The 25,798-nt window shown below is 39.5% G+C and carries 12 protein-coding genes; 4 read left to right on the plus strand and 8 right to left on the minus strand.

The annotated features are described in order from the left end of the window. Nucleotides 1-6: 6 nt before the first annotated feature. Nucleotides 7-7,059 (minus strand): SDR family NAD(P)-dependent oxidoreductase, encoded by a 7,053-nt coding sequence (locus ACQWU4_RS04740; RefSeq protein ID WP_429934613.1) that lies wholly within the window; start codon nt 7,057-7,059, stop codon nt 7-9. Between the two features lie 533 nt (nt 7,060-7,592). Beyond that, on the minus strand, nt 7,593-8,606 hold the full coding sequence (gene glsA / locus ACQWU4_RS04745) for a glutaminase A (RefSeq protein ID WP_429934614.1): 1,014 nt from the start codon (nt 8,604-8,606) through the stop codon (nt 7,593-7,595). A gap of 198 nt (nt 8,607-8,804) precedes the next feature. Here glsA and ACQWU4_RS04750 point away from each other — a divergent pair, with 198 nt between their 5' ends. From ACQWU4_RS04750 to ACQWU4_RS04760, 3 genes are all read left to right on the plus strand, one after another. Continuing rightward, nucleotides 8,805-9,992, plus strand: a complete 1,188-nt coding sequence (locus tag ACQWU4_RS04750) for an FAD-dependent oxidoreductase (RefSeq protein ID WP_429934615.1) — start codon at nt 8,805-8,807, stop codon at nt 9,990-9,992. A gap of 13 nt (nt 9,993-10,005) precedes the next feature. Then, a complete protein-coding gene (locus ACQWU4_RS04755) occupies nt 10,006-11,772 on the plus strand; it encodes a flavin monoamine oxidase family protein (protein ID WP_429934616.1) in 1,767 nt (588 codons plus the stop codon). A 203-nt stretch (nt 11,773-11,975) separates the two neighbouring features. Continuing rightward, on the plus strand, nt 11,976-12,674 hold the full coding sequence (locus tag ACQWU4_RS04760) for a DUF1826 domain-containing protein (protein WP_429934617.1): 699 nt from the start codon (nt 11,976-11,978) through the stop codon (nt 12,672-12,674). Between the two features lie 60 nt (nt 12,675-12,734). On the opposite strand, the gene ACQWU4_RS04765 is transcribed toward ACQWU4_RS04760, so the two are convergent. From ACQWU4_RS04765 to ACQWU4_RS04780, 4 genes are all read right to left on the minus strand, one after another. Beyond that, the gene (locus ACQWU4_RS04765) at nt 12,735-13,634 is read right to left on the minus strand and encodes a GNAT family N-acetyltransferase (RefSeq protein WP_429934618.1); all 900 of its coding nucleotides are present in this window, start codon (nt 13,632-13,634) and stop codon (nt 12,735-12,737) included. A 104-nt stretch (nt 13,635-13,738) separates the two neighbouring features. Then, nucleotides 13,739-14,071, minus strand: coding sequence for a hypothetical protein (locus tag ACQWU4_RS04770; RefSeq protein WP_429934619.1), 333 nt, complete (start codon nt 14,069-14,071; stop codon nt 13,739-13,741). 163 nt (nt 14,072-14,234) lie between these two features. Beyond that, the gene (locus tag ACQWU4_RS04775; protein ID WP_429934620.1) at nt 14,235-15,020 is read right to left on the minus strand and encodes an SDR family oxidoreductase; all 786 of its coding nucleotides are present in this window, start codon (nt 15,018-15,020) and stop codon (nt 14,235-14,237) included. Nucleotides 15,021-15,092: 72 nt separating this feature from the next. Further along, complete coding sequence (locus ACQWU4_RS04780) at nt 15,093-15,965, minus strand: helix-turn-helix domain-containing protein (RefSeq protein ID WP_429934621.1); 873 nt, start codon at nt 15,963-15,965, stop codon at nt 15,093-15,095. A gap of 220 nt (nt 15,966-16,185) precedes the next feature. Here ACQWU4_RS04780 and ACQWU4_RS04785 point away from each other — a divergent pair, with 220 nt between their 5' ends. After that, nucleotides 16,186-16,371: an RNA-binding protein gene (locus tag ACQWU4_RS04785; RefSeq protein WP_429934622.1), complete on the plus strand. Its 186-nt coding sequence runs from the start codon at nt 16,186-16,188 to the stop codon at nt 16,369-16,371. Between the two features lie 191 nt (nt 16,372-16,562). Here ACQWU4_RS04785 and ACQWU4_RS04790 read toward each other — a convergent pair whose 3' ends face one another. Both ACQWU4_RS04790 and ACQWU4_RS04795 read right to left on the minus strand, forming a co-directional pair. Continuing rightward, nucleotides 16,563-17,087 carry a hypothetical protein gene (locus tag ACQWU4_RS04790; protein WP_429934623.1) on the minus strand — a complete coding sequence of 175 codons (525 nt, stop codon included), beginning with the start codon at nt 17,085-17,087 and terminating at the stop codon, nt 16,563-16,565. A 76-nt stretch (nt 17,088-17,163) separates the two neighbouring features. Then, a complete protein-coding gene (locus tag ACQWU4_RS04795) occupies nt 17,164-25,485 on the minus strand; it encodes a GEVED domain-containing protein (RefSeq protein WP_429934624.1) in 8,322 nt (2,773 codons plus the stop codon). Between the last annotated feature and the right edge of the window lie 313 nt (nt 25,486-25,798).

The following is a 25,798-nucleotide window of genomic DNA, read 5'->3' on the forward strand; positions in this document are numbered from 1 at the left end:
AGAGGTTTACCAATTATTTCCGGACATGATGAGTACCTGACTTTCAGTTCCGTATTTTATCTCGTTAAGGAAAATTTCTTTACCCTGATCCAATGGAATTAATGAAATTCCCCGGCGTTCATACTCTGTTTCCAGGGTTGGTGAAACCATTCCAGCTCCTTTCCAGGGGCCCCAGTTGATGGAAATTACTTTTCCTTTTAATTTTTTGTTTAAAGCTTTTGCATAATCATCCAGTACAGAATTGGCTGCAGCATAATCGGTCTGGCCCTTGTTCCCATATACTGAAGCTATGCTTGAGAAAAGAACCACAAACTGACAATCTGTATGAAGCTGTTCTGCCAGTACACGAAGCGGTTTCACTTTCGTATCAAAAACACGTTCAAATGAGCTGGATGTTTTTTGTTTAAACAGTTTATCTTCCAGAAGTCCTGCCCCATGGATAACACCATCCAGACGGGCATACTTTTCGTAAATATTCTTTATCAGATCAGATAGTCCCTGTTCATCACAAAGGTCTAAGGACTGATATACTACTTCACTTCCCAGCTGCTCCATATCACGGATTGTGGAAAGAATTTGATTGTTTTTGAAAATTTTCACCATTTCTTTTTCTATTTCAGCAGGAGAAGTGAATTTTCCGGATTTAATAAGATAAGCTCTTATTTCTTCCTTGGTTTTCATAGTTTCAAATTCCTTTAAACCAACCTCATTATTTCTTGGATCCACTGATCTGCCGACAAGAATGTAGGTACACGGATAAGTCTGGGACATGTGCTTCACCAGCTCAGAGGTAATTCCCTGCGCTCCGCCTAAAACCAGAACTACAGATTCTTTATCCAGTTTGATGTGAGCTTCTTCAAGACTGTTCGACAAAGGGGACGGAATGATATCCACCTTGTGCCTCTGATCATTTTTATAAATAACTTCAGCAGGTTTATCAGTAGTTAATATTTCTTTTAAAGCAATTTCAGCAATCTGATCTACCTGTTGAGGAGTACTCAGACTGATCAATCTGCAATGGGTCTGCTCAAATTCACGGGCTAAGCTTTTGAAAAGCCCAGGATGTCCTTTATAATGACGTAAAAGTGTTGTATCAGTCAGTTCCTGAACATGGGCCGGAATATCTGAGATCAGGTAAATCCATTTCGCCTTATCAAGATCCATTTTTTTAATCAGATCAACATGGTCTATGATACTGTGCTTGATTGTGGATGAAAATAAATCAAGGATAATGAGTCCGTCAAAATTGGTAAGATCTTTTTCAGTATCAACCAATTCTGCAATGGCTCCGTATTTTTCAAGGGCATTTTTGATTGCCACCGTCTGTGGACTATTGCCCTGAGTGATGGCAAAACGTTTTCCTTTTATGATTTCTGTATTCTGTTCTGTAGAAACATCTGTTGGAGTCAGATCAAACCGAAGACGTGATAATAAATTCTGTACCGGTTCGGGATTGCTGTTTCCATTCATCTCGCTGATCCACGATGCCAATCCTTTTAATGTTTTGATAGCAGCCAGTTTTTCCATCAGATCATCAGCCTGTTCCATATCTCCTCCAAAACCTATTTTTGTTTTAAGATCTGCGATAATTTCCATACGCTTGATGGAATCAATGCTTAAATCGGCTTCCAGATCAAGGTCTAGTCCCAGCATTTCTTTCGGATAGCCTGTTTTTTCACTGACGATATTCAGAATGGTATCCTGAAGTTCTTCAAAGGTAAATCCTGTTTTATCTTTTGAGACCTTTACTTCTGTTGGCTCAGATTTTTCGGGAGCAACGGACGTTTCGATGCATTCTGTCAGCCAGGAAACCAATCCATTTAAAGTTTTTATTCCTGCGAGCTTTTCCATTACGGTATCTTCACTACCCTGATCACTACTGAAACCTCCCAATTCGGAACGAAGGGTGCCTATGATCTCGACTCTTTTAATAGAATCAATACTCAAATCGGCTTCCAAGTCCATTTCCATACCCAGCATCTCGTGAGGATAGCCTGTTTTGTCGCTAACAACCTGCAGCAATAAGGTTTTAATATCTTTTACCGGAGTCTGTTTTACGGGAGATACAACAATTGTTTCCTGAACAACAGGCTGTGCCGGAATCGTCACTATACGCTCATTAACAGGACTTGGTATTGGTTGAGCGTAAACAGGTGCAGGATTAATCTGCGGATTCTGTCCCAGGAAGGAAAGCATCACATCACGCTGTGCCTGGATAAGCTGTTTCATGGTATTCAAATATTCCTGCAGCATACGTTCAGCGGCAGGCTGATGTTCAGCAACAGGTGCCTGATGGTTATTAGTAAAATGGTTCATTGGAATAGGGTTTATTATAGGTAAAGCACCGTTTGCAGGCAGCTTACCTGTGGTTGGATGTGCAGCCTGCCCGTTAACGCGCCAGATAGCCGGACTTTTCTTATATAGCTCAGGCTGGTCAATTTGGATCAACCGGGCATTACGACCTTCAAACAGTTTTTCGATATTAAAGTTCCGGCCAGTTCCCAGATATTGTGCGAGCATGGAAAGAAGATGGCTCAGTTTATTACGGTTGTTGTCTTCTACATACAATGTCAGCTGATCTTTTTCTAAGCAGGATTTTGCTAATCCGGAAAGTACTTTTCCAGGTCCTACTTCGATGAATATTCTTGCTCCGTCCTCGTACATCGCCTGGATTTCTTCTACAAATCTCACAGGTTGTATCAGATGATCGGTCAGTCTTTCTTTGATTTCTGAGGTGTTCGCCGGATATACCGCTGCAGTTGTATTTGACCAAACCGGAATCTGCATTTCATGGAAAGGAATTTCTTTTAAAACCTCATCATATAAGCTTTTAGATCTAGCAAGTAAAGGACTGTGGAATGCACAGGCAACTTCGAGTTTTTTAGCGGAAATACGTTCCTGTTTAAGAGTTTCCATCAATTTGTTAATCGCAGGAGTACTTCCTGCCACCACGCATTGGGTCGGAGCATTATAATTAACAGGATAACAGCCTTCTGACTGTGCTAATACAGGCTGTAACTGTTCTCTTGTGGCACTTACCGCAATCATTGTACCCGGATCACCACCTTCTACTGAATTCAGGATAGCGTGGGCTCTTCGAATACTCAATTCGACCAGTTTTTCTTCTTCAAAAACTCCGGCAAAGCATAATGCAGGTAGTTCACCGTAGCTATGGCCTGCCAGCATATCCGGAACAATGTCCAGTGATTTGAGGAATTTAGCTAGAGCAAGATCAACAATTCCTAAAAGAGGCTGTGCCAAGCGGGTATCTTTAATGGTTTCTTTCTGTTGTTTTAAAGCAGTTTCGTCAAATGTAGCTGAAGGAAAAACGACTTTTTCGAGTTCGGGATATCCTTCAATCAGTTCACGCATAGCCGGAAAAGCTACAAACAGATCACGGGCCATATTGATTCTCTGGCTGCCTTGTCCCGGAAACAGGAATGCAATCTTACCATCTTTTTTATTTACAGTAAAAGTGTCTTTGCTTTCAATACCGGATAATGCCAGTTCAATGTTCATCATCAGGTGTTCTGCGGTATCTGCAACAATACTTAACTGAATCGGTTTTTCTGAGCCGACAGCTAAACTGTAAGCCATATCTTTTAAAGGAATATCATCATTAACCTCTAATAAAGATTTAATCTGGCTCAATTGAATTTTAGCTTCTTCATAGGTTTCTCCACGGAATACAAATAATTCTGACGGCCAGGACTGCAATACTGCAGCACTGCTCTCTTCAGGATGATTGGCAATAACTGTATGGAAATTGGTTCCACCGAATCCAAAAGCACTGATTCCTGCATAACGGTTTTTATCACTCCACAATCCGCTTTCTGCATAAAAGGCAAAAGGGCTGGTCTGAACATTATAATAAGCATTAGGCTGTTGCAGATGAAGTGTAGGTGGTTTCACGCCATGATATACCGCCAGAGAAGCTTTGATTAATCCGGCCAGTCCGGCTGCACATTTGGTATGTCCGATCTGTGTTTTTACAGAGCCTAAATGAGTCTGGCCTGGTATTGCTCCTGAACGGCTGAATAAATTCGTCAAAGCACTCAGTTCAGTTTTATCCCCAACTACAGTACCTGTTCCGTGAGCTTCTACCAACCCTACTGCTGCAGGACTGATTCCTGCCTGTGTATAAGCACGTTCCAAAGCACGTACCTGTCCTATTTTTCTCGGAGCTGTAAGCCCCAGAGCTTTTCCATCGCTGGACCCTCCTACTCCTTTAATCACAGAATAAATACGGTCGTCATCACGCACTGCATCTTCATATCTTTTTAATACGAGGATTGCAACTCCTTCACCAAGGGCAATACCGTCAGCTGCTTCGTCAAATGTGGCACATCTTCCTTTTCTTGAAAGTGCGTGGGTACTGGAAAACATGAGGTAATCATTGATTCCGTTATGCAAATCTGCTCCACCTGCAAGAACCATGTCTGATTTTCCTAATACAAGTTCCTGACAAGCCAGATCAATAGCTGCCAAAGAAGAAGCACACGCCGCATCTACTGTAAAGTTTCTTCCGCCGAGATCCAGACGGTTTGTAATCCTACCTGCGATCACATTAGCCAAAATACCGGGGAATGAATCTTCTGTAGTATGAGGAAATGCATCTTTCACTTCTTCATGAAGCTCCCCGAAAACCTGTTTGTAATATCCTCTGAAACTGTAACTGTTGGCAAGGTCATTACCGCCCTCTGCTCCTATAATTACAGAAATATTTTCTCTGTTGATATATTTTTCACCATAGCCAGCGTCTTCCATCGCACGTTTGGCAACCAATAAGGTTAACAGCTGTGTGGGCTCAATGGCGGCAAGGGATTGTGGAGGAATTCCGAATGCTAAAGGATCGAAATCAATTTTCGGAATAAAGCCTCCCCATTTGGAGTGGGATACATCCGGGCCGTCTGAATCCGGGTGGTAATAAAGATCTTTATTCCAGCGTTCATCGGGAACTTCTGTGACGCTGTCTCTTCCTAAGATGATATTACGCCAGTATTCTTCAAGGTTTTTAGCTCCAGGGAAAATACATTCCATCCCGACAATAGCTATATCCAGAGGTTTTTCTTTTGATGCCGGTGTTTCCGGTAATGCTGCCTCTTCTATATATTTGTAATTATCAATGCTTACATTCTGATGAAGTGATGCAAGGGAAATCACACGATTCTGCATAGTTGCCACCTGCCCGATCATATACATTCCGAGATCCAATTGCTCATCTTTAGGAATATTTACAAGTTTATCGCCTTGACGATCAATTCCTTTTGCAGCAATCCTAAGGCGCCCTACATTTAATTTTTCAAGCTGCTCCCAGACTTCTTTCTTATCCATACCGGCTGCCAAAAGTTTGGTTTTCTCGGTACTGAAATGTTTGGCAAAAGCTGTATTTAAACAACGTGTTTCATGACCCGGTGCTGTCTCCAGCAAAACAGTATCTTTTGCCTGCATAGCCTGCACCTGGAATTCTTCCTGAATAGCTCCGGTACGTACCGCTTCTTCAGTATACAGATATGCTGTTCCTATTAAAACGCCAACTTTGACGCCTCTGGCTGCTAACGGAGCTGCCATAATGGAAACAAAAGCTGTTGAAAATGCATTGTGAATTCCGCCTGCAAAAAATACGCTGATATTTTCGGGATTTTCTTCTTTTAAAATTCGTTCAATCTGTTTTTCCCAAAGGACCATACTTGAAAGAGGACCTACATGGCCTCCGCATTCGCGCCCCTCAAAGATGAAGTTGGTTGCTCCTTCTTTCAGGAAAATATCAAGAAGTGCAGGAGAAGGTACGTGGAGAAATGTGGTGATTCCTGCTTTTTCAAATACTTTGGCTTGTGCAGGTCTTCCTCCGGCAATAAGAACTACAGGAGGTTTAGCTTCCAGTATGTAGGAGGTCTGCTCATCTCTTAATTCCTGAGGGGCAAATCCAAGAATACCTACACCCCATGTTTTTTCGCCAGCCAGTTTTTTCGTTTCCATTACCAGAGATTTGGCCTGCTCACCTTTCAGTAAAGATAAAGCTACAAAAGGCAAAGCTCCTGCATCTGCTACAGCATTAGCAAATAACGGAACATCACTGACACGGGTCATTGGCCCCTGTGCAATCGGATAACGAAGACCAAGCTGTTTTGCCATCATATTATCCTGGCTGATAACCTGGAGGGCTTTTGCCTGTTTCAGATGACCATACATAGCTTCTTTGAACCCGAAAATCATTTTTTTCAGGGTTTTGAAATCTTCATAAAGATCTATTGCCAATGAAATATCCTGCCCCATAGGTATATAATTCTTACTTAGGTCAAAATCAGTAAAATATTGCCTAAGCTCTTCAACGGTTACATTTTCCGGTAATGTGGGGGAATTTGGCCTCACCAATATACGATGGCTGGCTATAATTTTAGTTTCTGTACCATTCAGTTTTGAGGACAGGTCTTTAATATCCTGTGGAAGAGAACTCTCAGGAAACAAGGCAAGCTGGCTATCCAACACAACCCCTGTTGCCCCCAATGCTTTTACTGCAGCGGCAGTATGCAGGCCTATTCCACCCTGTACCCATACAGGTATGGCCTGAATTTCTTTAATGATGCGCTGAAACAGTACAAACGTCGACTCATAGCCTACCAAGCCGCCTGCTTCATTTCCTTTTATAATGATTCCCTCTGCACCGGATTGCTCAGCCAGCCTGGCTTCATCCAAACTGGTTACCTGATAAACAACGGGCAGATCCGGCACAATATTCATTGAAACTCCTGACGGAAGGATTGCGAGCTTTACTTTTTCCGGAATCTGAAGGGATATAAATTTATCGTTTGGCAGATAGATCCCACAAGAAGGTATATCTGTCTGGTCGAGTTGATCCAGTGCTTCCTGAGCGGTTGTCAAGTTATGTCCTAAGCTTAAGATGGGAAATGCACCTGCCTGGTGCAGTTTAGACATGAGATTGACATCCGGCCTTTCAAAAGGCGTCAATCCAATAATGGTTAAGTTTTTCATTGCATTCATGGTATTGAGATGATAATTGGGAAAACATATAACAATCACAGACCCTTTCGGCATCATGACCAATTGTTAAATATCACGGAATAAAAATAATAAATTAACACAACATCTTCAATAATAAATTAAATTTAATAAAAAATTATTAACAATAAATTATTATGAATTAAAATATAATTAAGAAATAAAAGTTGAATTTCTATTCTCAGAAATGAGACGATACAATCTATTCAATTCAATTATAAATATTTATACTTGAATAATATTAAACAAATATAGAAATAAAAACATAATATATCAAAAATAAGAGAATTATTTTTTCCAATATTACAAAAAGATAATAAACCCAAAAAGCTTATAAAATCAATAAAAGTTATTCTGTGAGAATGTTAAAAATGATCAGAAAATCCGAAACGGGAAGTAATTATTAATAAAATCCGACATAGTTTTGTTTAAAAGATAATTTTTATCAGAAAATAATTCCATGAAAATAAAACCGGAAAAAATGATTATCATTCTTAAACTATATGTAACCATACATCAGTATATGAACTGAATTTAATGGAATTTTGTCTTTATAAGGCAGTGAATATATTTTAAAACAAACTCAAATCATACTGCTTTACCAGATCCAAAATCATATGATAACCAGCCGAAGAATTACCATGCTGATCCAAAGCCGGACTGAAAACTCCAATTCCCATTTTTCCGGGAACACTTACCGTAATACCTCCTCCAACACCGGATTTGCTTGGTAAGCCTACTGTTCTGGCATATTCCCCACTGAATTCATACATACCGGCAATGAGCATTTGGGACTGAATTAATCTGGAAATTTCAGCATTTTTATATTTAGAATCTCCATCGAACCTAACACACTGGTTTGCAAAGAAATAACCTATTTTAGCCAGATCTTCTGCAGTCAGCTCAATAGAGCATTGTTTGAAATAATTGTCCAGTTGGTCTTCATTTCCTGAAATCAATCCGTTATTTTTCATAAGGTAAAACATTCCCCTGTTACGGTTTCCGGTAGATTTTTCAGATTCATAAACGGATTTATTGTAATCAATTGCCTGATTTTTGGTAATATACCGAACCATATCCAGGATCTTAATAAATGGTTTTTCACCTTCCCCGGAAATTAAAGAAGTGGTAAGAATTGCTCCGGCGTTCATCATCGGATTAAGCGGTTTCCCCATAGTTTCAAGGTTTGAAAAATGGTTGAAAGGTTTATCAGTTCCGAAATAGCCCATTTTATCAAAAACATGAGCTTCTCCCTTTTCACTCACAGCAATCATCAATGCTATGATTTTGGAAATGCTCTGCATGGTAAATTTCTTATGAACGTCACCGGTATTGAATATTCTGCCATTTTTATCCACAACTGAAAAAGCAATGGCTTTGGCATCCATCTTACCCAGTTCAGGAATATAATCTGCTACTTTACCTTCAGTATAATAGGTCCTGTTTTTTTCCAGAATGTTGCTCAGGGTCTTCTCTGAAATCGTTGAAATATCTGCTGTTTTCTGAGCATACACAGACATATTTAAGGAAAGAAAAGCTGCGAGACAGATATTTTTTGCAGAAAGTAAAATTACATTTTTGTTCATACAGGTATTTTCGGCTAACATTTTATCATCAACCCTGAAAAACAAAGATAAAACATTCAACCTTTGCCGGCAAATCTCCTGAAAACATAAAGGTTTTCGACAACGTTAGGTATTTCTACCCAAACCATCAATTGGTCATTTGTACTCTAGAAAAAGCAGGCCCTTCTTTGTTACTTTGAAAGACTAATAATACAACCCATGAAAACAGAAAACTACGACGTTATCGTTATTGGTGGCGGAGCTATAGGTCTGGCTACTGCTTACCGGCTTGGCAAACGAAAAGCTAAAACCCTGGTACTGGAACAATTTACTTTCGTTAATCAGCTGGGAAGTTCTGCAGGCGTGTCACGCCAGTTCCGTATTCCGTATCCTGATGAATATATGGTTCAGATGGCTCTTGATGCTCAGCCTTATTGGGATGAACTGGAAAGGGAAACCAATACATCACTGCTTGATAAGGTAGGTACTCTTTGGTTTGGAGATCCTGAAGTTCATTCTACCGAAGGAAATATTGCTGAAGCAGAGAAAGCCCTAAAAGCCCTGAATATTCCCTACACTACCTTAACGGCAAAAGAAATTGAAGAAAAGTACCATTTTAAAAATTTACCTGAAACTTATACCGGATTGTTCCAGCCTGATGGGGCAAGTATTAATTTTAAAGCAACTATTGAAACTCTTTTAAATCTGTGCAGGAAGGAAGAAACAGTTCAGCTGGAGGAGAATTCGCCCGTACTTGATATCAAACAGACAGGTGACCTTTTTGAAATTACCACGCCTAACGGGATTTATATTTCCAAAAAGCTGGCGATCATTCCTGGCCCATACATCAACAGTGTTATCAATTTACTGGATTTTAAAATAGAAGCTACTTATTGGAATATGTCTTCGGCTTATTTCAGGAAAACTGATCCGGATATACAATACCCGACCTGGTTTGTATTCCAGAATGCATCAGGTGACAATGGTAACCAGTTTTATGGTTTTCCTTCTGTAGACTGGGATCATCCGGAATATATCCGTGTTGCTCCTGATTTTGTGATAAACCCTCTGGAGGAGCCAAATGACAGAACTTTAATTCCCAACCCCCAGGAACTCGCCTACACTTCTGAATGGGTTCAGGAGCATATGACAGGATTAAGTACAGAACCGGAATATACATCTACATGTCTTATTGCCCTGAGCAAAATTCCGAATAAAGAATTACTGATTGACTTTGCCCCGAGTTACGTACCTAATCACAAAAATATTGTGGTGTATGCTACGGGATGGGCTGCAAAATTCACTCCTTTTTTAGGTAAAATCATGTGTGACCTTGCTTTGGACGGACATACAGATTTTGACATCTCTCATTTCCAATTGGGACGCAAATACTTTAAAGCTATTTAAAAAACTATTTATCATGAATAAGAATACACCTTTAAATACAGGAAAACATCCTGATTTGAAAACTGAAGTAGCCATTATCGGTGCCGGAACTTCCGGTTTATACACTGCTTACCGATTGGTAACTGATAAAAAATACAAAGCCAGCGAAGTACAGATCTTCGATATGAACAGTAAACTGGGCGGCAGACTGGAATCTGTCGTTATGCCGGGAATGAATTTCTGGGGAGAATTGGGAGGTATGCGTTATCTGACTTCTCAGGAAATTGTAACCACATTGATTGAAGGCTATCCGCTTACTGCAGATCCTGAAAAAAGAATACCTGTCCTGAAGGATAAAATGACACCTGTATCTTTTCCAATGGGTGATCCCACAAAGTTATTAATGTATCTCCGTAAAGAACGTTTTAAACAGGATGCCTGGAATGTAGCTCAGAGTGAAGGTAAAAAATTGCCTACGCGGTATTATCTGAATGATGATGATCTTGGTTTCAGTTCGGATCAGCTGTTCAATAAGATTATTTATGATGTCTTAATGGCAGATTCTTGGGTAGCTGAAAAATATGGCGAAAAGATCATTAAAGGAGACAGTATTTATGATTATACTTTTAAATTAACGAGTGAAGACTGGGATGATATCAAACCTAAACTGGTATATAATTTTCCTAATTCTCCTTACGATCAGCGAAAAGTGAACGATCTGGGTTTCTGGAATCTCATCAAGGATCAGGTTTCTCAGGAAGGCTATGAATTTGTAGCCAATGCCGGAGGATATTATTCAAATACGATCAACTGGAACTCTGCGGAAGCTTTCCCTTATATGGTGGGAGATTTTTCTGCGGGAACTATTTACAAAACCATTGAGGAAGGATATGACAGCATTGCCTATGCAGTAGCAAATTCATATATGGATCATGAAGGTGCCTGTATCTGGTCTGAAAACAAGCTTCTGACTTTCACCAAAGAGCATCCTCTGGCCCATTCCCATAAATATCAACTGACTTTCCTGAACCTGAAGACCAATACAACATGGAATGTATTTGCCAATAAATTGATACTTGCCATGCCAAGAAAATCACTTGAACTGCTAGATCAGAACAATTTCTTTTTCAACATTAATGAAAATTCAGTTCTCAATACCAATATCCGTTCGGTGATTATGGAACCTGCCTTTAAAATATTAATGGGCTTTGAATATCCCTGGTGGAAAGAAAAGCAAGTAGACATCGATTCCGGGCACTCTATTACCGACCTGCCGATGAGACAGTGTTATTATTTCGGGACAGATCCTGAAACAAACAATTCAATGCTGCTGGGAAGCTACGGAGATATGGAAACCGAGACTTTCTGGAAAGCACTTACAGATGACAAATTACTTTTCGAGGTGAGAGCCGCCAAATCTGCATCGTTAAAAGAGCTCCATCAATTGGATGATGTTCAGGCAACCAGACTAATGGTAGATGAATTAATGAACCAGCTCCGTGAGCTGCACGGTCCTGATGTAACGATACCAGAGCCTTATGTAACGTATTTTAAAGACTGGACCGATGAGCCTTTTGGAGCAGGATACCATGCATGGAAAGCCGGATATTCCGTTGAAAATGTAATGCCTTATATGAGAAAACCAGTGGCAGATGAGCAAATTCATATTATAGGTGAAGCTTACTCAGATCAGCAGGGATGGGTGGAAGGCGCTTTCTGTGAAGCAGAAAAAATGCTGCAGGAACATTTTGGAGTGGATCGCCCTGTTTGGCTTAGCCCTGATTACTATCTGGGATGGTAGACCAATAGGATTATATATAAAAATCCGTTTCATTTAAAAAGTGAAGCGGATTTGTATTTTAGGACTGTTAATAATCTTTTGAACATTAAAGACCTCCAATAATTAGTTGTGATTTATTAAAACAAATTTAATCTTAGTATTTTCTTCTAAGCTATTCCTTATTTTTGCAAAGAATTAAGCGACTAAATTGTTTATTCTAAAATATGAACAATACATTTTCAGATAACAGCCAAATTGGTGTGGTTTCTACTTTTTCTGAACTTATACATACCAATTTTCAGGGAGATATGAATGCACTTTGCTGGCACAGAAATTTAGAAGGAGATTTTAAAGAGATTGTAGTTAAACTTGAATTAAAAGAGAATATTACGGAAGTTTCTGCGGAAGATCTTTTAGCCCTTCAGTTATCAGAAAAAGGTAATATTGCAAGGGAAATTATTCTGAATGATTTACAGTTATTAACTGATTTCGGAGCATTGCCTTCCCTCAATTTACTTAAAAATTACGAACGGGATGATGAGCTTGATTTCATTTCGACAGATGTATATTCATACCATATTGATCGTTCGCCCATTGGAACGGATACTTTTTTATGTACTTATTATGGAGCCGCAAGTGATATTATACCCAATAATCAGGTTGAACAGAAAATCCTGATCCCGGAAATCCGGGAAAAACTGAAAGCATTACATGACGGTCCGGAAGCAGAATTTGAAACCTTCCTGAAAGACTATTTTTTCGATCTGCATTATCAGCCTAAGCCCGATGCAAAACCGGTCAATTTAGGATCAGGACATCTTTGGCGTCTGGCAGTAGATCATCCGGCCCAACAGGTTTTGCCTTGTGTTCACAGAGCTCCTGTTGAAAATGATGGTGAATATAGATTACTGCTGATTTGTTAGCTGTACAGCGGGAAAACGGCTGTTGTGTCTCTGTACTCTATCTTCATCATTTGGCCAAGGTCAGTTATTATCGTCTTCCCAAATAACAGAACTGATTTTCCATTGTTCCATTGTTTTAACGAATTGAAAATATTTATGTCCTTTTTGTCTAAATGATTTTCCTTCTAAAACTCCTTGTTTTTGAAATTCAGAATGTCGCTGAGCAATATTATTAAATATTATTGTTTGTTCAAAAGTTTCATATTCTTTAAATTCCGTAAGAGTTCCATCTGTTAATATTTTCTTTCTAGGTTCAATAAATGAAGTAAGATTGTAAACAGTATGTTCATTTTCTTTTTTACTGATAATCATTGTTTCGGGAATACAAATACTGTTCAGCAAATCCCATTCTGGCCGGCTGTCATTAACATTTGTGAAGATCCCAAAAAATGATTTTGAAATCTCGTCAATTCTAAATTTATCCGCTGAAATCTCATAAAGATGCAATTTCTTTTTGTCAACTTCAATTTCTTTGTCAAAGTGTAATCCAAGTTTTTTCAACAGATTAATTGAGTTTTCATTTTCAGAAACTGTTGTAGCAAGTATATGGGAATGATTGCCACTGTTTATTACATTACTTAAAACAGCATTTGCAGCTTCATAAGCGTAACCTTTTTGGGTAAATTCCGGCAGAAAAGCGAAGCCAATATCGTAGTACTTTAAATAGTCCCGTTTAATGAAAGTAATAATGCCAATTTTTGTCCCATTGTCTTTAAGCTTGACTATCCAATACAATATGTCGGGATTATCAAGTATTTTTTGAATATAAGCTTCTGCTTCAGTTCCTGAGGTGATATTCCGGTTTCCTATAAACTTAATCCATTCCCCGGTATTAACCAATTCAAAAATAAAGTTTTTGTCAGTTGCCGTAAGTGGTTCTATCAACAGTCGTTTAGTTGTTAATTGAGTTTGAATGTCCATTTTTTATGTTTATTTATTTGTGAATTGGCATGCTTTAAAAATTTATTATAATATAAAAAACGACTTCAATAGTAGAAGTCGCTTTTTGAAATTTTCCTGAAAAATTATTTTTTTAGATCTGCTTTTACATCTTTATAACCATCTGAAATTGCATCTGCACCTTTCACAGCAGTATTTTTAACACTTTTCGCACCTTTAGTAGCGGTTTTGGCAACCCATTTCGTGCTTTTCTGAACACCTTTTTTGGTCGCTTTTGTCCCTTTTTGAGCTTTATCTCCAACCCAGTCGGCACCATCTTTCACTCCTTTTCCTGTTGCTTTTGCTCCCTTTTGAACAGCAGTACCTACATTTTTTACTTCCTGTTTTACGGTTTCCTGGGCATTAACAGCTGTTGCAAATAACCCAAAAGCTAATAAGGTGAATAATTTCTTTTTCATATTTTCATTTTTAAAATTAACCTGATAAATATAGCAGAAAACAGGCCAAATATGTATGATCTATTTTACATTTCTGTCCGATTGATGCAAAATTCATATTGTATGTCTTTATTTTTGGGATAAAGCTCCTCATTTCGCCACCATTTATCATTTGTATTTAATATTACCAAGGTATCTCTCCCGTTTCTGGATTATTTTCTTCACTGAAGAATTTTCCGGTCGGTCCGTCTTTGTCAATCAGAGCATACTTTACGATTCGTTTTCCGGCATCCTCTAAAGTTCCCGTTCCTCTATGTCCGTTGAAATCCGTTTTTGTAAATCCCGGACAGACAGCATTTATTTTAAAATTACTATCCCTGAGTTCGTATGCCAAAACAACAGTGTACATATTCATTGCGGCTTTTGAAGAAAGATAAACAGCCGCTTTATAATCGTAATATTTGTATGCAGGATCACTGTGCAAAGTAATTGATCCCTGACTTGAGCTTACATTTACGATACGGGGTTCAGAAGAGTTCTTCAATAAATCAATAAATGTCTGGGTAACTCTTACCACCCCATAAACATTTGCATCGTATACTGTTTTGAACTGGGTTATAGCTGAATCCAGGGCTGCCTGTGGATAACCACCAAAAATACCTGCATTATTGATAAGTATGTCTAATGTTTTTGTTTTCTTACCTATTGCTGTACGGGCATTTTTTACAGATTCCTCATCTGTAATGTCAAGCTGGACAGCCTCTACGTTGCTTAATCCCTCTGCCAATAATTTATTCACCGCCTCTATACCATTTTCTAAATTACGGCTGCCGAGATAAACATAGATCCCTTTTTGGGCAAGCTGTCTTACAACTTCAAAGCCGATGCTTTTGTTAGCCCCTGTTACTAATGCTGATTTACTCACTTCCTTATTATTATCTTTCTGATGTTCGTGATTTTTCAAATTCATCTTTTTATTTGTTTAAATTAATGAAGCAAAAGTAAATCGTTGAACAACGGAGAAGATGGACAAATCAGTTTATTATCTTGACGAATCCTGCCGGGTTTCTAAAAACTCACTTACGCTTTTTCCCGTACATTTTTTGAAAAATCTTGAAAAGTAATCAGGGTCATTAAAACCCAATTCATAAGCCAATTCTTTTACAGAAAGTGGTGCGTACTGTAATTTTCGCTGTGCTTCAATCATTAAACGGTTAGTAAAAAAATCTTTAGGCGAAACTCCTGAGTACTCTTTTACAATCCGGTATAAGCTGGTTGTAGTTAAAGCCAGTTTTTCAGCTATTAAATTTACAGAAGGCTGCTCTGTAAGATGGGTTTCCACCATTAATTTGAACTCAATAAACTTTGAGAGATTATTATTCAGAATATTTACCGGTGCAGTATTTTTGAAGTATGCACTATTTAATTCTGCTAATAATGAGTTCAGGTAAGCTAATGTTATTTCGGTATCGGTTGGCTGCCCGTCTATATGAAGTATTTGATTTAAAATTTCAAAAACTTTCTTCACTCTCTCCTTTGTTGCATCGTCAAAAATGATTGTCTGCGAGTTTAAAGGATTAACTAAAAAAGGAAATTGTTGTGGTAACAGTGCCAATGTATTTTCATCAAATAATATCTTAAAATATTTCAGACCAGCAGTTTTAGGCGGAGGCGTAAAAACCTGATTAGGCATCGCAAAAAGCAAATGACCGTCAGTAAGAGTGAGGTCTTGCAAATCCAGATTGTAAGTAATAGAACCTTTGTCAATCAGTATTATAAAATAAGACGTCAGCCTGCGGGGTTCCAAAAGCTTTTGCTGAATGTCAACAGAAGGATAAGGATTATTGTTTGAGACAATCTTTATACCCAACCTGTCATTCTTTAAATTTCCGAATTTTTCATTTTTATCTTTCATCTGGTCTGCTCAAAGTTAATAGGATGTCTCTTACGATGACCGTAAGCTCAACAAAATTACACAAATATCCCGCTGTCCTTTATATAATCTGCATCTGATTTAGTTGAAAGGCTATGACCTATTTTTATCTTCCCGGTTTGTCTGCAGAGCTAATTGTATAGGAACTATAGGAAAGTATTGTCAAAAGCTTATATTTACGGTCTGTTCAAAATATTTTAAAATGAAAACAGAAAACTCCGAAAAACTAACTAATGGTGATTTCTGCAAGGTTATTGCCGGAACACATACCGGAAAATCAGGAATAGTAAGTGATATGAATACCAGTAAAACCGGCCATATTACCATTACTGTGATGCAGGAAAACGGAGTCAGGTTTAAAACCCTGGTGAAAAATGTAATTAAATAACAGTCAGGCCTACACTCAAATATACGAAGGTTTTAAAAAGCCAGTCTTATTTATTTTTGTCTTTCATAAAATCGACTGAAAGGTCAGGAAGTAATTTATTTTCTCTCTTTCAGCAAAAAATAAAGATCCCTTTAAGCCTTATACTTAAAGGGATCTTTGCCTATTGAAATTGTAATATATAAACTGTAATATTAAGGTTTCCAAAAAGACCACATTGAACCATTATAAACTGCCAGCTGTCTTTTTACAGTATCATACACTATCATACCCGGACTTGGATTGATTATATTAAGATGTGGGCTTGCTACTTTCGGTAAAATCATAGCTTTATCTGTATCTTCAAGAACAAGGATTCCTTTGATCACATCTACTCCGCCAGTTTTTGTAATAGCTACTTTTGCCCCCGGATATTCTGTTTTATCATTACCTTGAATACTCAGATCGGCTGTTCCAGACGGGTCAACGCTTAAATCAAACCAGGCGTTTGTATCCTGAAGATATTTTACTTTATGGTCGTTGGTGTCATAGATAATCGTTCCATTTTCTGTAATTCCTTCTTTTTCTGTAACATAAGGCAGAATCAGCCCTTTGTTTTCATCATCTCCAAATTCAAGAGATACTGAACCGTTACTGACACTACTCTTACTGATAGCCACTTGTGCCCGGACTTCTGTAAGAGAATACAGTAATAATGATATATATATTATTTTTTTCATAATTATTTTTTTGTATATAAATTGGAAAGGTAATCAACAGCAGGCATTTTCGGCCTGCTGTAATTTCCTTTTACTTTTAATCAGGACAAGTTTGTGTGGTAACACAATACCATCCGAAAGAAACTCCGTTATCTTTTGAAGTATACATTTTCAAACACTTATTGGTAACATCATAGACCAGCATTCCTTCAACATAATTATCCGAAGTTATTCCTACCGGGTTACCAGTACTATCAAAGGTTACTTTATTTGGAACAAAACCTTTCGTTTTGGCTTCCAGTACTAACCATCCTCCAGTACGTACCGCAGGCCAGTTATCTGCTTGTGCCCCGGCTCTGTTCAAAGAGGTAATACCCATTTTAGTGATCAGTGTTTCTCCTCCTGCTGTTGCCCCCGGTTTGTAACAATATCCTCCGCAGTCAGGGCTCCAGTCAAGATAGTAGTCTTCCACTTCCCCATCACCTGCTTTCAAGACACTACGTTCGTCAGCAGGTGTTGCTGTATTGTCATTCAATGCTACTGTTGTAAGACGAAGGCGTACAAAGCTTCGTAATAATTCGCCATTTTGGCATCCTCCTATCGTTCCTGCATCCGGCCATTCGATACTTACGTTCTGCTCGGAAGAAGATGAAGATATGGTTTTTACTACAGTTTCAGTAGGTTCAAGAATTCCGTTACCGTTCCAGTCTATGAAACCATACAGATAAGCTGTACTTCCTGTATTGTTAGTGAGTGGAATGTTAAGCGTATAGGCAGAACCTGTTATTTTTGCAGGGAGTGCATCTGTAAAAGCATCTTCATCATCTCCATCATCATCAGTATCATCCCCATTTGCTTCATTCGCATTTCCGGTAACACTGAACTGAGGTCCGTCTTCACTATCTGCTGCTGTTGCCCCTAATTTAAGAGGGTTGTCTGCCTGACTGTATTTTATTTCATGTTTAGCTTTATCTCCTGAATTATAGCGATCATCAAGATCTCCGTAATCAAAGGCTGTAATACCGCAAAGAGGTCCTGTAGAAGTCGTTTTGGTAAATGTAAATTCATCAGGACTGTTAGTACATCCATTACATCCGTCTGATCCTCCTACTGTATGCCCAACATATCCATATCGATCACTGCCTTCTTTAGCCAAAATACTGATATGGCCTCCGGATTCTGCATGAACTATTTTTCCCTGCTGGATAACTGTTCCGCTATTTGCCGTCATCGCTGTCGGAATATTCCAGCTTGTAGGACTTACTGTTCCTGATCTGTTTCCTCCATTACTTCCTGCATGATAAGCACGATTTTTATCTGTAATAAGAATAAGGCTGCTTCCTGCTGCTGTATCATGGTTATTCGCAGAAATCTTAATTACTTTATCAATTGTACTGGTAACATCTACCTGATTACCTGCTGCTTCAGGTTCTTCATTCATTTGGGTAATCCTTGTCCAGGCAGTCTGTGTAGTTGTATTTCCTATTCCCAACTGTCCTGAATCATTGAATCCAAGTACATGTACCACCCCTGCATTATCTAAAACGAAATAGGATGCAGCTGTGGCTCCATAACTGATATCTACCTGTCTGGCAGGAAGAGATCCTGAAGGAGACTGCATAAGCGTTGCATAATGCTGTGTTGCCGTTGGTGTACCATCTCCGATAAATACATTTGTACCCCATGTATAGAATTGATTTCCGTTTGTGGCAATAGCTGCTGCCCCTACAGTACGTACATCCAACATTCCTGTAAGAGGTGTCGTATCATTGATCATTACTCTATGCCATCCTGTATTACCATTATTAGGAAGCAAATTACCATCTCCCTGAATCGCGTTATAATCGTTGGTTGTGCTTGCGGCATTGGTCGTACTTCTTACCCATACTTCTCCTCCTGTAGTTAATAATACGAGAGATCCCGTATTTGATGAATAAGCATTACCAGCATCAATCATTTTCACTCTGGCAGGCGGAACACCGGCAGGTAAACTGATCGGCTGGAATGCAGGTCCATTTGTAACTGCAGCTGAAACGCCGTACCCTTCATCTCCCCATGCATATAATCCCGCTGTGGAAAGGGCAAAATACTGATGGTAATTCATGAATGTTCCTCCCAGGGTTGCATTTGAAACTAATGTCGCCATCAGTAATTTCCCCTGATAATTGTAACCTGTTGACGGGTCTATTTTCTTAGGTACAACGGCATTACTTGTACCGTTTGGATTGGATAGTTCTCCAAATACCAAATAGCCTCCGCTCGCCGGTCTCACAAGTGTTGAGTGGAATCCTGCCTGCATAGGATCCATGATTCCTAGCAGAGAGCCTAAATTACCGGTACATAAAGGATCCGGAGCATTAATTCCTGATAAATCAACCGGCAGCTGGTAATCTTCCACTTCACCATTTACAGGTACTGTTCCGTATATTCCTGAACTAAGACCATCTCCTACGGAACGTTCGTCAACATTAGCTGTAGATGCATTATCTACCAGTGAAGCACTTGTAAAACGTAATCTCATATAGGTTTTATCTGCTGTACCGCTATAAGGCACTGCTGCCCATGTAAGGGTAGCTGTCTGCATACCTGTTGCACCTGCAACAGCTGCCGAAGTATATTCTTCTTTTGTAAAACGTCCGTTTCCGTCAAGATCTATCCATGCATGAAGAGTTCCGGTTCCGGAAATACTTTTATAGGTATTTACATCTACAGTATATTCTGTTCCTGAATATAGCATTGGCAATGGTGTGCCAATACCATCCTCATCTGTACCGTCTCCATTTGTTCCGTTATTATCTGCTCCGGAAGCAACTGAGTTTTTCATTGGTTCAACATCATACGTTCCTCCCAGATATAGGGTATTAACAGTTTTATGTCTGGCAGTAACAGGAAGTCCTGCCGTATTCTGTTCAAAATTATCTGGTGCATCTCCAAAATCATATACAGGATTAACTTCCAGCCTGTAATCTTCAATTTCCCCGCGATAAGCAGTTGCAGCATAGGCACCGGTATTCAGTCCGTCAGCCAGGGCTCTCTCATCATAAGCTGTAGTCGCTGTAATATCTCCCATAGCAGCATCTGACAATCTTAAACGCAGATAAACATACGGGGAAGCTATATTCGTAGTTGAAACTGCTGTCCAGCTAAGGGTAACTGTACCATTAACAGTATTATTATTGACTGAACCAGCTGCAACTTCACCAAGTTCAAAAACACCATTATTGTTAAAATCCAACCATCCTAATAATGTTTTAGTCGTACCCACTGTGTTAGTCACTTTAACTGGTAGTGAGAATACTGCATTAGGGGTAATTTTATGATCAGAAGGGGTAATTCCATCCTCATCTGCTCCGTCTCCATTAGTCCCGTTATTATCTGATCCGGCTGCTATGCTTTGCGGTAACGCTTCCGCATCAGGTGTCCCTCCTATCTGTAATGCCGCACTTGATATCTGACGCGCAGGAATTGATATACCTGCAGGTTGTTCATAGCTTACTGGCACATCACCATAGTCAAGATCAGTTGTTACAGGTATTGTATAATCTTCTATTTCACCGTTATACAGTACAGGAGAGGCTGCATATTCTCCGGTATCAATTCCATCTGCAAGAGCACGTTCGTCAACCAATACATTGGCATTATCCGTCAGGGTTCCTTCGGACATACGAAGACGCATATATAGCTGGCCCGGATTTCCTACAATGCTTGAAGCAGAAGGAAGCCATGTAAGTGTAGCCGTTCCATTGTTGGTTCCGCTAGCAACTGATGCTGACATCATTTCTTTTGATTCGAAATGACCGTTATTATTAAAATCGATCCATCCGTAGAGTGTTTTGGAGACTCCTGTATTATTGGTAACATTTACATTTAATGTGTAGCCTCCTCCTGATACAACCGGACCAGGCACTGCACCATCTTCATCATCAAATCCATTATTATCATCACCTGATGCTGTTCCTGCCAGAGTTTGTTTGGCAGATTCATTATCTGCAGGCTTATTTCCCAGATACAATCCCTGGCTTACTACCTGTCTTGCAGGAGCTAAAATATTACCTCTGCTTGTATCATAATTATTATCTGCTGCGTCCCCATAATCATAATTGGAGGTTACAGAAATACGATAATCTTCTACTTCTCCACCGTATAATGTTCCATATACTCCTGATATTACACCATCACCTATTGAACGTTCATCAACTAATGCAGCATTGGCGCCTGAAGCCTGATCGGTCAATGTTCCCAACTCAGATATACGTAAACGCATATATAGTTCTGTTGCACCTGGCTGAATCGTTGACGTATTTGTCCATTTCAAAGTAACTGTCTGTTGGTTAGGAGAACTTGGTACTGTCAGCGACTGTGATACTTCACCAACCTCAAAACGACCGTTCCCATTCATATCTATCCATCCGTAAATCGGTTTGACAACTCCTGAATTATTAAAAACATTTACCTGGGCATAGTAAGGAATTCCTTTATAGATCGGGGCAAGATCGGTTATACCATCTTCATCTGCTCCGTCTCCGTTTGTACCATTATTGTCTGCACCTGCTGCTACGGAACTAGGCCCTGCTTCTGTATCTGCAACGTTTCCTAGTCGAAGTACGGACGATTGTGCCTGTCTGGCCGGTATATATACTCCGTCTTTATTATATTCATAATTTACCTGTGGAACGTCTCCATAATCATATAGATTACTGATCAGAAACTGGTAATCCTCTATTTCTCCCTCGTCAAGTCCTAAACCAAAGCTTCTGGTATCTATTAAGGCTATATTGGCACTATTGCTATTTGTTGTATTTGTTCCGCTAAGTCTTAATCTTGCATAGGTTTTACCTGCTGCCAGAACAGATGCAGAAGCATTGGTAGCCGTCCATGTCAATGTCGCATATCCCGTTGTGCCTGCTGTTACTGAAGGTGTTGCGGTAGCTGCTTCATTACCATTAAAGATGCCATCGCCGTTAAAATCTATCCATCCGAAAAGGTATTTACTTCCTGTAACAGTAGTATTTACAGGTACTGTAAGTGTAAATGGTGCACCACTTGTTACGGTTACCGGGGTTGTAATTCCGTCTTCATCTGCTCCATCTCCATTATTTCCATTGTTATCCGCACCTGGAACAACAGGGTTATTTGAAAGTTCATAATCTATCGTTGCTCCAATCGTAAGTTCCGGTGCATCTCCTGAATTGGTTTGTGATGCCGGAGCTCCGTTTTCATAACTTGCCGGTGCATCTCCATAATCTCTCAGTACTGTTAACTGATAGTCTTCCACTTCTCCAAGTGAAACAGAAGTATACATCCCTGAAATCAGTCCGTCTGCAATTGCTCTTTCATCTACTACTGCCCCATTACTTGCGGCTGTAATGTAATCCTGAATGCTGATCTCTGTATTAGGCTGTATCAACCTTAATCTCATATACACTTTTCCTGTTGCTGCAGCAATGGTATTTACCTGTGCTGCCGAGAAAGAAATATTTGCGGTGGTTGCGTTATTTGCAACGGTGGTAGGAGCAGCAATACTTTCTCCAACCTGAAAACGACCGTCATTATTAAAATCTATCCATGCATATAGGAATGCATTGGCTCCTGTAGTATTATTTACTGCTACTGTAAAATTATTGACAGCGTTGGTACGGATATTCAATTGGGCAGCATTCAATCCGTCTTCTTCTTCCCCATCTCCGTTAGGGGCATTATTATCTGCTCCTGCGGCAACTGAAGCTGGTCCCTGTTCCAACACATAAGCCTGTCCGAGATATAATCCTTCTGTGGTATAATTACGGGCCGGTTTAAAGTTCGCTGCGGCATTTCCGTCTTTATCCATTTCATAGCTTTCAGGTGCATCACCATAATCCAGGTCTCTGGAAACTTTAAAACGGTAGTCTTCAATTTCACCTATTATTGCGGTAGTATAAACTCCTGTACTTGCCCCATCTCCTATCGAACGTTCGTCTACAGCTGTCGTTCCCGTATTATCTGCTCCTGCTGTTCTTGTTAATCTTATACGTACGTAAAGATCGTTTACATTAACAGGAATTGCATTAGTTTGTGTTCCTCTGAACCAGAATGTTTTTGCAGAAGTACCCACTGCTACTGTCTGATAACCCGAAACTGTTCCGGTGGCAGCAGTATAGGCAGCTTCATTACTCTGGAATTTACCGTCATTATTAAAATCTATCCATGCGATGATATTGGATGCAGCCGCTACTGTTACCGGTACGGATACATTGAATGGAGCTCCTTTGGTTATTACCGGAAGTGTCCCGCTTAGTCCGTCTTCATCTGCTCCGTCTCCGTTATCATTATTATTATCGCTATTGGCTGCAACACTTAGAGCGGATTCTTCATTATCCAGTTTATCCCCTATATGATAAGTTGATAAAGCAATCTGTCTTGCGGACAAACCATTTTCATAAGTTACCGGTACATCTCCGAAATCATATAAGTCTACAGGAAGCTGATAATCTTCTACTTCACCATAGGCAATTGTCGGAGCATTTGCAGGATTAGATGCTGAGGCAGCACCATTACCGATGCTTCGTTCATCAACCGAAGCTCCCGCAGTATAATCCAATAAATTTAAATTTGAAAGACGCAACCTCAGGTAAACTTTATCTGTATTTGTATTTATTAAGTTGGTTTGTGCTGCAGACCAGGTTAAAGTAAGATTTGTGGCAGCAGTTAAAGTAGTGCTTGTAGATGCCAGTTCACCTACCTGAAAGCGATTGTCTCCATTAAGATCAATCCATCCGTATAAATATTTGGTCCCTGCCAAAGTTCCCGGAATGTTAACCGGCAGTGTTATTGAATAAGGAACTCCACGACTGACACTAAGGATTTCCGTTATCCCGTCTTCATCTGCATCACCATGTTCATTATCACCTTCACTATTATTTTCTCCCGGTGCTGTTACAGAATATGGTGCAGTTTCCACATCGTTAAATGTTCCTATGCTGAAATCATTTAGCTTTGCATGTAATGCAGGTTGTAAATTATTATTGATATCGTATTCAAAAGCGGAAGGGACATCACCAAAATCATAAACTTTAGCTACTTCTACCTGATAATCTTCTACTTCTCCGTTGGCTACTGAACCGTGATCTGCTGCATTGGTAGCACTGATGGCTCCATTTCCTATACTTCTTTCGTCAATAAGGTCACCTCCTCCTGTTGCAGTCGTAAAATCTATCAAGGATCTGTCCGAAACCCTGATTCTCATATATAATTTATCAATATCAGGAGCAATTGCAGATACTTTTGCCGCAGACCAAACCGGTTTCAATGGAGCATATCCTTCCGTATTATTAAAAGTTAATACGTTATCCGCCATTTCGTTCGCCTGGAACCTGCCATCATTATTAAAATCAATCCATGCATACATATATTTTGTGGTAGTAGTGGCGCTATTTCCAGCTATATCCATACTGTATGCTACTCCTCTTGCGATCGGGCCTGCTGAAATCGGGACAGCATCCTCGTCCACACCATCGCCGTTCGGAGAATTGTTATTGCTTCCCGCAGTTACTGATGCCGGAGCAAGCTCAAGATCAGGTGGTATATTTCCTACAAGAAACCCAGGAATCTGATAACTGTGAACAGCCGGAGCGAACACTCCATCCTTTGTCATATCATAAGAAACAGGTACATCACCATAATCATATACTGCTGATGTCACACTGTTCCACGTTGTACCTGCATTAACAGCATCTACCTGTAAAGCAGGTGCATTAGCTGCTGTACCCTGAATAAGGAAAACTGATGATAACGAAGTTATATCAGCAATGGCAGGGGTATGTATAATATCAGGAGAAGGCTCCGAGGCCAATGGCGGGTTTACAAATAACTTTACCACATCATTAGTAGCCCCAGCTATTTGCTCATATTTCAGAACCAGCATAATATTGCTTCCAAACGGTCTTACTGTTGTTTCATAATCAGCAACAGCAGCTGTTTTTCCTATTCCGAAACTGAACCCGGTTCCATTGGATTTAATATATATTCTTGCATTTTGAGCAGTTCCAGAGCCCAAAGCGAAAAAATAATCCCCTGCAGCCTGTGCGGATGTTACATTTACAATTAGAGAGGAATATACTGAAGGAGTAGTCCCGTTTAATGTTGTAGAGGTAAAAGATCTGTAGACATCCTGCCCGCTGCTTGTTAATATTGCCTTATTCCCAAAATTATTTGTTATGGAACCGGGATAAGTAAGATTTCCACCTGAAATGGCTAGCGTAGGATTAGTACTTGTACCCAGTACTGTCCAATTGGCTGCCGTTAGTAATGTTCCCGGGGTATAATTAAAACTGTCAGTCAGCAAGGGAGCCTGTGCTTTCATAGTAGAAAATGTACAGGAGGTCATCAATATAACCCATGCAGACCATAGCCCATATATCCGGACGTTGGTAATAAAATTCATCAGTGTTTGTATTAAGTTGTTATTGATTAAGGATTCGGCAAAACGTCTACAGTAACCTATGGTAAAAAGCCGTTTTAAATTTAAAAGTTGCCTGACTTGAATGCAGACAAACAGTACGTAAGTCCGCATGTGTAAATATTTCTACATAATCCGTTAAGTCGAAATATTCGAGGGGTAAATTTTTAGTGTTCATCTTATGTATTTATTTAATGTTTTTTATGAAAAAGGGAACTGCAAAATTGGTTATTGCTTAGTCAAAATAGGATAGTGTATTACTTTACCTAATTCTTATATTGGTCTGCAATGCAAAGAT

It is taken from the genome of Chryseobacterium sp. MIQD13 (assembly GCF_050496705.1).
Taxonomy (GTDB): domain Bacteria; phylum Bacteroidota; class Bacteroidia; order Flavobacteriales; family Weeksellaceae; genus Chryseobacterium.

Coding starts and splice junctions, on each gene's coding strand:
- ACQWU4_RS04750 (WP_429934615.1), top strand. CDS start 8,805: ATGAAAACAGAAAACTACGACGTTATCGTTATTGGTGGCGGAGCTATA.
- ACQWU4_RS04760 (WP_429934617.1), top strand. CDS start 11,976: ATGAACAATACATTTTCAGATAACAGCCAAATTGGTGTGGTTTCTACT.
- glsA (WP_429934614.1), bottom strand. CDS start 8,606: ATGAACAAAAATGTAATTTTACTTTCTGCAAAAAATATCTGTCTCGCA.
- ACQWU4_RS04740 (WP_429934613.1), bottom strand. CDS start 7,059: ATGATGCCGAAAGGGTCTGTGATTGTTATATGTTTTCCCAATTATCAT.
- ACQWU4_RS04780 (WP_429934621.1), bottom strand. CDS start 15,965: ATGAAAGATAAAAATGAAAAATTCGGAAATTTAAAGAATGACAGGTTG.
- ACQWU4_RS04775 (WP_429934620.1), bottom strand. CDS start 15,020: ATGAATTTGAAAAATCACGAACATCAGAAAGATAATAATAAGGAAGTG.
- ACQWU4_RS04795 (WP_429934624.1), bottom strand. CDS start 25,485: ATGAATTTTATTACCAACGTCCGGATATATGGGCTATGGTCTGCATGG.
- ACQWU4_RS04755 (WP_429934616.1), top strand. CDS start 10,006: ATGAATAAGAATACACCTTTAAATACAGGAAAACATCCTGATTTGAAA.
- ACQWU4_RS04770 (WP_429934619.1), bottom strand. CDS start 14,071: ATGAAAAAGAAATTATTCACCTTATTAGCTTTTGGGTTATTTGCAACA.
- ACQWU4_RS04790 (WP_429934623.1), bottom strand. CDS start 17,087: ATGAAAAAAATAATATATATATCATTATTACTGTATTCTCTTACAGAA.
- ACQWU4_RS04765 (WP_429934618.1), bottom strand. CDS start 13,634: ATGGACATTCAAACTCAATTAACAACTAAACGACTGTTGATAGAACCA.
- ACQWU4_RS04785 (WP_429934622.1), top strand. CDS start 16,186: ATGAAAACAGAAAACTCCGAAAAACTAACTAATGGTGATTTCTGCAAG.